The 7,735-nt window shown below is 71.9% G+C and carries 7 protein-coding genes; 4 read left to right on the top strand and 3 right to left on the bottom strand.

Translation table 11 applies throughout. From position 1 onward, the window contains the following. Positions 1-150 precede the first annotated feature (150 nt). Together UWG_RS31360 and UWG_RS0100220 are read left to right on the top strand one after the other, a co-directional pair. Positions 151-483 carry a metallophosphatase family protein gene (locus tag UWG_RS31360; protein WP_050988479.1) on the top strand — a complete coding sequence of 111 codons (333 nt, stop codon included), beginning with the start codon at positions 151-153 and terminating at the stop codon, positions 481-483. 139 nt (positions 484-622) lie between these two features. Then, a complete protein-coding gene (locus tag UWG_RS0100220) occupies positions 623-1,657 on the top strand; it encodes an aspartate-semialdehyde dehydrogenase (RefSeq protein WP_016905192.1) in 1,035 nt (344 codons plus the stop codon). Between the two features lie 98 nt (positions 1,658-1,755). Here UWG_RS0100220 and UWG_RS0100215 read toward each other — a convergent pair whose 3' ends face one another. Next, positions 1,756-2,829 carry a S1 family peptidase gene (locus UWG_RS0100215; RefSeq protein ID WP_193386389.1) on the bottom strand — a complete coding sequence of 358 codons (1,074 nt, stop codon included), beginning with the start codon at positions 2,827-2,829 and terminating at the stop codon, positions 1,756-1,758. A gap of 791 nt (positions 2,830-3,620) precedes the next feature. Here UWG_RS0100215 and UWG_RS0100210 point away from each other — a divergent pair. Then, on the top strand, positions 3,621-4,064 hold the full coding sequence (locus UWG_RS0100210; protein ID WP_016905190.1) for a cell division protein SepF: 444 nt from the start codon (positions 3,621-3,623) through the stop codon (positions 4,062-4,064). Between the two features lie 406 nt (positions 4,065-4,470). Here the strand turns inward: UWG_RS0100210 and UWG_RS0100205 are convergent, their stop codons facing one another. Beyond that, on the bottom strand, positions 4,471-6,123 hold the full coding sequence (locus UWG_RS0100205) for an MFS transporter (RefSeq protein WP_016905189.1): 1,653 nt from the start codon (positions 6,121-6,123) through the stop codon (positions 4,471-4,473). 446 nt (positions 6,124-6,569) lie between these two features. Here UWG_RS0100205 and UWG_RS31355 point away from each other — a divergent pair, with 446 nt between their 5' ends. Beyond that, positions 6,570-7,523 carry a phosphatase PAP2 family protein gene (locus UWG_RS31355; protein ID WP_106429891.1) on the top strand — a complete coding sequence of 318 codons (954 nt, stop codon included), beginning with the start codon at positions 6,570-6,572 and terminating at the stop codon, positions 7,521-7,523. Positions 7,524-7,590: 67 nt separating this feature from the next. Here the strand turns inward: UWG_RS31355 and UWG_RS32635 are convergent. Continuing rightward, positions 7,591-7,735, bottom strand: a 145-nt coding sequence (locus tag UWG_RS32635; protein ID WP_016905187.1) for an I78 family peptidase inhibitor, incomplete at its 5' end; no start/stop codon positions are given.

The following is a 7,735-nucleotide window of genomic DNA, read 5'->3' as shown; positions in this document are numbered from 1 at the left end:
CCCCGCCCGCCTCGCCGCCCTGCCGATGCGGCTCGAGCTCCCCGTGGCCGGAATCGGTCGGGTCCTCTTCTGCCACGCCACCCCGCGCGACGACACCGAGGTCGTGCTCGTCGACTCGCACACGGAACGCTGGGACGAAGCTCTGTCGGGGTGGGAGAGGAGGTGTCCGCCGTCGTCTGCGGCCACACCCGCATGCCCTTCGTACGGCTCGTCGGTGGTCGGCTGCTCGTCAATCCCGGCAGCGTCGGTATGCCGTACGGGCGCGCACTGGGCGCTGCTCGGCCCGGGCGACTCCGTCGCTGCCCGCCGCACCCGTACGACGTCGACGCCGCCTGCGCACGTGTCGCGCGCGGCTGTGCGGGGCCGGGCGCTGCGGAGTGGGCGGACGAGTACCTCCGCGCGCGCAACAGCGCCGAGGACGGGCTCGCCGCGTTCGGGCCGCTCGACGGAAGGCCCGTCCGCCGCGGAAAGCGCAGGCTGTGACCGATCTCAAAGAACTGGCCCCGGCTGCCGGTGGCAAGGCAGGGTAGACGGAGCCGGGACAGCGGCCGGACGGTCGCGCCCGTAGAGCGCAGGCACCCAGCGCAGCGGGACCGCTGCCCCAGAGACACAGAGGAGCCCCATGAAGATCGGGATCGTCGGAGCCACCGGCCAGGTAGGCGGCGTGATGCGCGAGGTGCTGGCGGAGCGGGGGTTCCCGGTCGAAGAGCTGCGCCTGTTCGCCTCGGCACGCTCCGCGGGCCGGAAGCTGCCGTGGGCAGACGGCGAGGTGACCGTCGAGGACGCCGCCACCTCCGACTACTCCGGGCTCGACATCGTCCTCTTCTCCGCGGGCGGCGCCACCTCGAAGGCGCTCGCGGAGAAGGTCGCCCGGCAGGGTCCCGTCGTGATCGACAACTCCTCGGCCTGGCGGATGGACCCGGAGGTCCCGCTCGTCGTCTCCGAGGTGAACCCGGACGCGGCCAGGCGCCGGCCCAAGGGCATCATCGCCAACCCGAACTGCACCACCATGGCCGCGATGCCGGTCCTCCGCCCGCTCCACGACGAGGCCGGACTCGCCTCGCTCGTCGTCGCGACCTACCAGGCGGTCTCCGGCAGCGGGCTCGCCGGCGTGGCCGAACTGGACGGGCAGACCCGCAAGGCGGTCGAGGGCGACGCGGCCCGCCTCACCTTCGACGGCGGCGCGGTCGAGTTCCCCGAGCCGGACAAGTTCAAGCGCCCCATCGCCTTCAACGTCCTGCCGTACGCGGGCTCGCTCGTCGAGGACGGCCTCGGCGAGACGGACGAGGAGCAGAAGCTCCGCAACGAGAGCCGCAAGATCCTCGACATCCCCGAGCTGAAGGTCTCCGGCACCTGCGTCCGCGTCCCGGTCTTCACCGGCCACTCGCTCCAGGTGCACGCCCGCTTCGCCCGCCCCCTCGGTCCCGAGCGCGCCGCCGAACTCCTCGCCGGCGCCCCGGGTGTCGAGCTCTCCGACATCCCGACCCCGCTCCAGGCCGCCGGGAAGGACGCCAGCTACGTCGGCCGCATCCGCAACGACGAGACGGTGGAGAACGGCCTCGCGCTCTTCCTCTCCAACGACAACCTGCGCAAGGGCGCGGCCCTCAACACGGTCCAGATCGCCGAACTCGTCGCTGCGGAGCTCCGCGGCGAGTAGGACAGCAGCTGCGGAGCTCCGCGGCGAGCAGGTCAGTGCAGAGCGAGGAACCCCCGGACGGTGTCCGGGGGTTCCTGCGTGGGGGACTTCGCCGTGCGTCAGCCGATCTCGGCGCCGAAGGCGTCGAGCGCCTCGGGCACCGGCTGGAAGAAGGTCTCGCCGCCGGCGGAGCAGTCGCCGCTGCCGCCGGAGGTGAGGCCGAGCGCCTCGTCGCCGGAGAAGAGCGCACCGCCGCTGTCGCCGGGCTCGGCGCAGACGTCGGTGTGGATCAGACCGGAGACGCTGCCCTCCGGGTACTCGACGGTGGCGTCGACGGCGAGCACCTCACCGTCGTGCACCTGTGTGGTGCTGCCGCTGCGGGTCACCGTCTGGCCGACGGTGGCCTCGCCGGCCCCGCTGATCTCCTGGGTGCCGCCGTCGTAGAGGTTGACCTCGCTCGGGTGGTCGGTGTCCGCGGTGTACATCGCCAGGCCGTAGTCGTCGCCCGGGAAGGAGCCGTCCTCGGTCGAGGCGATCTCGCCGCCGCCCTGCGAGTCCGACCAGCTGGAGACGGCCTCGGTGCAGTGGCCGGCGGTGAGGAAGCCCGGCTCGCCGCCGACGGTCACGTTGAAGCCGAGGGAGCAGCGGGAGCCCGAGCCCCAGATGGCGTCGCCGCCGGCGATGCGGGTGGTGAACTTGCCGGCGGAGCGCTTCAGCTCGGCCTTGTCGCCCTGCGCCGCGACCTGCTTCTTGAGCTTCGCGAGGTCGGCACCCTTGACGGTGCTGTCGGCGGTGATGACGACCTTGTTGGTCTTCGGGTCGACGGACCGCGAGGTGCCCGCGGTGCGGTTCTCGCCGCCGAAGGCGTTCTTCACCTTGTCGAGCTTGGCGAGGCTGTGCTCCACGACCTTCGCCTGGGCGCCGGCCGCCTCGACCTTCTCCTTGGCGGCGTCGTCGACGACGTTCACCACGAGCTTCTTGGCGCTCGCGTCGTAGTAGGCGCCTGCTTCACCCTTCACCGAGGAGCTCAGCTTCGTCGCCAGCTCGGAGGCCGAGGTGGCGGAGAGGCTCTTGAAGGAGGGGGCCTCCTCGGACGCGTTGGCGCTGGTGATGGTGAGCGTGCCGGCAGCCAGCGCTGCCACGCTCGCGCCGACGAGGGCGATCCGGCGCTTGGATATTCGACGATGTGTCAACTCTTTACCTCCAGTGGGGGGTTGGGCTCGCCCGATCGCCAGGCGGCCCAGGAGGAAGTACGGACACGACGTGGCTTCCACGAGGAAAGTCGCGTCCATGCCAACTCTGAACGGAGAGTATTACGAGAACGCCGGGCGGCACACAAGTAGCGGATCTCGTCAGTCCCCAACAGGAACAGCCGACTTGGGCTCCCCACCGCAGCGAACTCTACACACCGGTAGTCGTGCACGTCCCGGCCGGTCGAACGGAATGCCGTGCACCGCGGGCAACACCGTGGCCACTGCTTGGAAGGACTACACCTGTCTCGTAATCGCCCCTGCCCGGCCGGAAGCCGCCGACAGGAGTCCGCACTCGGCGTCGTACCTGCGTGAAGTCTGCTTTCCCGTGAACGTACCGCTTTCGAGGGGAAGTTCCGATACGCCCGGAGGCCGTCCGGAAGCACCCCCGTTCTCCGGCAGGTCTCCCTCACTCGGATGTCCGCGTCCGCGACCCTTACGGACCCGCGCACCTCCGCGAGTTCGAAGAGCCCCTTCCCGCCCCGCAGTACGGCCTCCGCACCGTCCGTCCCACGCGTCCCAGCGCCTGCTGACGCCGGATCACACCGGACGGCGAGGCGCCGTCCCGCGGGGGATTCACGCCGGGCCTGTGCACCAGTACCGTCACGAATCCCATCTGAGACGGGTATCCGCTTGGCGCACCATCAGCATCATGGACGACCATGGGGGTTGCGGAACCCACGGCGGCACCGCCGAGGGACACGGAGGGACCGCACGAAGGAGAGGAGGCGCCCATGGGATCGGTGCGCAAGGCGAGTGCCTGGCTCGGGCTCGTCGACGACAGCGAGATGCGCTACTACGACGACGACTACGCCGAGGGGCCGGAGCCGGGAGACGCCGCGAGCGAGTCGTGGGTCACCGACCCCCGGGTCAGGGTGACGGCGGAGACGGCGCAGGACCAGGGCACCAGAATCGCCACCGTCACGCCCGAGGGTTTCAGCGACGCCCGCGGCATCGGGGAACTGTTCCGCGACGGCATCCCCGTCATCGTCAACCTCACGACCATGGAGCCGGCCGACGCCAAGCGCGTCGTCGACTTCTGCGCCGGACTCATCTTCGGCCTGCGCGGCTCGATCGAACGGGTCGCCACCCGGGTCTTCCTGCTCACCCCGCCCGACTACAAGATCGTCAACCGCACCGACCGCGGTGCCGAGGGCGGCTTCTTCAACCAGAGCTGACGGCCCGTACGCCGGCGGCCTGCAACGGACCTGCCGGCGTACGGACCGGTCCGGCACGGGCCGCCCGGCTCGGCCGAGGCGTCGACACCGGTGAGCGCCCCTTGTCGACTCCGACTCGAGGTCGGTCGTGCGGCGCGTCAAGTCGGGCAAGCTCCCGTTGGTGTTCGGGCGGGTGCGCGCCGCCTCGCTCGTCTCCCACCGAACTCGCCGAAGCTCCCCTGTGCCGATGTGCCGAGCATGCCTGCGTCCGTGGGGGTTCCGAGGAGCGCGACGGCCGTGTCGGACCGCTTCACCTGCGGTCGGAAAACCGGCGAGCGGTCGCCCGAACTGCCGGCGGAGTCCCCGTACTCCAAGGCCGCGTCGAGCGGACGGGAAGAGTGCGCGACCGGCCGCCGTCGCGCAGACGCTACGGTCGGCCCTGCCGGCCCGACGAGCCGTCGGCCCCGTCGCCGGACACGGGTGACTGCCCCTCGGCCGAGCGCGGGAGCCGGAGCGCCGCGACGGCGCCGAGAAGCAGCAGCGCTGCGCTGACGTAGAGCGTCAGATGCAGCCCGCTGACGAACGAGTCCTGGGCCGCGGCCCGCAGCGACTCGCCCGCGCTGCCGCCGAGCTGGGCCGCGACCTTGAGCGCCTCGCCCAGCGAGTGCCCGGCGGCGTCGCTCGCCTGCGCGGGCACACCGGGGACATCCCGTACCCCCGGCCCGTAGGCGGCGTTCATGACGCTGCCGAGGAGTGCGATGCCGATGCCGGCGCCGAGCTGGTAGGCCGTCTCGCCGATCGCGGCCGCACCGCCCGACTGCTCCGGCGGCGTCTCGCTGAGCATCGACTCGTAGCAGCCGAAGAGCGTCGTCTCCAGGCCGAAGCCGAGCAGCACGAAGCCGCACCCGAGGAGTACGGGGCGCTCGTCCTGTCCCACCCCGGTGAGCGCGAGCACCGCGGCCGCCGTGAGCAGGAAACCGAGCGAGACCATGAGCCGCGGGCCGAGCAGGTGCAGCAGCCGGGAGCCGAGGACGCCGGCGACGATCGCCGCCACCGAGAGCGGCAGCAGGCGCAGCCCCGTCTCCAACGGGGAGAGCCCGAGAACGAGTTGGAGGTACTGCGCGGCGACGAGGGCGAGCCCCACGAGCGCCAGCACCGTCAGCACGATGCAGCCGACGGAGGTGCCGAAGGCCGCACGCGAGACCGTCCGGAAGTCGACGAGGGGGTACCTGCGACGGCGCTGCCTGCGCACGAAGGCCACGAGAAGAACCACCCCGACGACGAGCGGGAGCAACGCCGCGACGGAGAGCGCCTCGCCGCTCCCGGCCCGCTTCACGCCGAAGATGGCGCCGCAGAGCCCGGCCGCGGCGAGCACGGCACCGAGAACGTCCCACGGCCCCTTGTCCTCGCTCACCGACTCCGGCAGCAGCCACCGCCCGAGCGGCAGTATCAGCGCCATCAGCGGGATGTTGACGAGGAAGACGGAACCCCACCAGAAGTGCTCCAGCAGCACGCCCCCGACGAGCGGCCCGACGGCGGCACCGACCGCGGCCACCGCGCTCCACATTCCGACGGCGAAGGCGCGCTCCCTGCGGTCGGGAAAGACGACGCGAAGTATGGAGAGGGTCGCCGGCATGATCATGGCCCCGCCGACGCCGAGGAGCGCCCGAGCGGCGATGAGCACCGCGGGGCCCGGCGCGTAGGCGGCTATCGCCGACGCGAGCGCGAAGAGCGCGTACCCGATGAGCAGGACGCGCCGGCGCCCCACGCGGTCCCCGAGCGTTCCGAAGAGGATCAGCAGCGAGGCGCAGACGAGCGGGTACGCGTCGACGATCCACAGCAGCGCGATCGGTCCGGGGCGCAGGTCCTCGGAGACGGCGGGGACGGCGACGTGGAGCACGGTGGCATCGAGCGCGACCAGCAGCAGGCTCGTGCAGAGGACCGCCAGCACCAGCCAGCGGTTCGGGCCCGACGCGGAAGTCGCCGCGCGCTGACCGGAGTTTCCGTCCACGCGCCTGCCGGACTCGTGCACGGGGACGTCCGCCGTCTCCCCCGAGCCGGTCGTGGTCGTCCCTGCCATGTACCGCACCTCCTCATGCGCTCGCCGTACACACCGGGGGAAAGCCGGTCGGAGCCGTACCGACCGGCCGATGGAGGGGCGAGTGGCCGTCAGCGTACGCGAGTCCTCCGACGTTCGACGCAGGGCGTCTCCCTCCGAGACCGAGCGCACGGAGACGCCCACACGCCCCCTGCGTCCTGCCGTGCACCTGCACGCGGCCTCCACACCTTGTCGCCCCATTCACCGCACCCCAGGGGGAATTCACCGTTAAGCGGCGGTGAACACAATTCGGCGCCGCGGCGCGCGGACTTCGGCCGCCTGCATCCGAAATGCCGACCCTAAAGCGCGGATAACCTGCGGGAATTTGCGACGGAAAGGAGTGTGAGGAGGCCCATCCACATCACATCGTCATCACAGATCGGGTCGTGCGTCGGTTCCCCTCTCTCACGCGTTGTACCGTCGATTGGGTGCGTACCGACCGAATCCTCGCCAGGCTTGAGCAGGAGCCTGAGCGACCGAGCAACCTGGCGACGCCGCGCATGAGCCGCACTCGCAAGGTGCTGCTCGGCTGCATGCTGCTGCTGTACGGCGCCATCGTCTACGCCGTACTGAAGGGGACGGACCTCGTCCGCCTCGACTGGCAGGTGATGCTCTTCCGGCCGTACAGGCAGTGGCCGGAACTCCACGCGCTGCTCGACTACTTCGTCGTCCTCGGCCAGCGCGGCCCGACGGCCGTCCTCGTCATGGCCTGGCTCGGCTGGCGCTCCTGGCGGCAGCGGACCCTGCGCCCCCTGCTCGTCCTCGCGAGCTCGCTCCTGCTGCTCAACGTCACCGTGGGCGCCGTCAAGATCGGCCTGGGCCGACTCGGCCCGCACTACGCGACGACCGTGGGCTCGACCGAGCTCTTCGCCGGCGGCGATATATTCCCTTCGGGCCACACGGCCAACGCCGTCGTCACCTGGGGCATCCTCGCCTACCTCGCCACGACGCCGCGGGCGCGGCGCGTGCTGTCGGTGACCGCGGCGGTGGCGGCGCTCGGGGTCGGGGCCACGACCGTCTACCTCGGCACCCACTGGCTCAGCGACGTCCTCCTCGGCTGGGCCGCCGGCCTCCTGATCCTGCTCGCGCTGCCCTGGTGCGAGCCGGCGATCGCCCGGGCCGAGGTCTTCCTCCTGTCGCTCCGCGCACGGTTCCGGACCGCCGGGTCAGGGCTGGCACCGACGCCGGCCGGCACGAGACGGCCGCTCGGCGGCGGCGTCCCCACCCAGGACGCGGCCGGCGCCCTCGCGCAGCGGAAGGAGGCGGAGGCCGAGCCCGAGGGCGAGACGGTGCCGGCCGCGCCGCCGCACCGCCAGGGCCCGCACCAGGGCCACCAGGAGCGCGCGCTGCGTGCCGCCCGCCTCGACGCCGGCGGTGGCTGACCGCGGACGGCGACCACGCGAAAGGGGGCCCCGCTCGGCGAGCGGGGCCCCCTTTCGCGTGGTCGCCTCAACCCTTCCAGCAGCGCACGACCGTGCCCTCCCTGACGGTGAGGTTGAGCCGTCCCGCCAGGTACTCCATGGTGATGATCGCGTCGGGCGCGAGCGTGCGTACGGTCGTCCAGCCGCGCTCGGCCGCACGGCGCTCGGCGGCC

Origin of the sequence: Streptomyces xiaopingdaonensis, from assembly GCF_000262345.1 — a bacterium.
GTDB lineage: Bacteria > Actinomycetota > Actinomycetes > Streptomycetales > Streptomycetaceae > Streptomyces > Streptomyces xiaopingdaonensis.
Note: the sequence above shows the minus strand (reverse complement) of the source record. Positions and strands in the feature narration are given on the sequence as shown.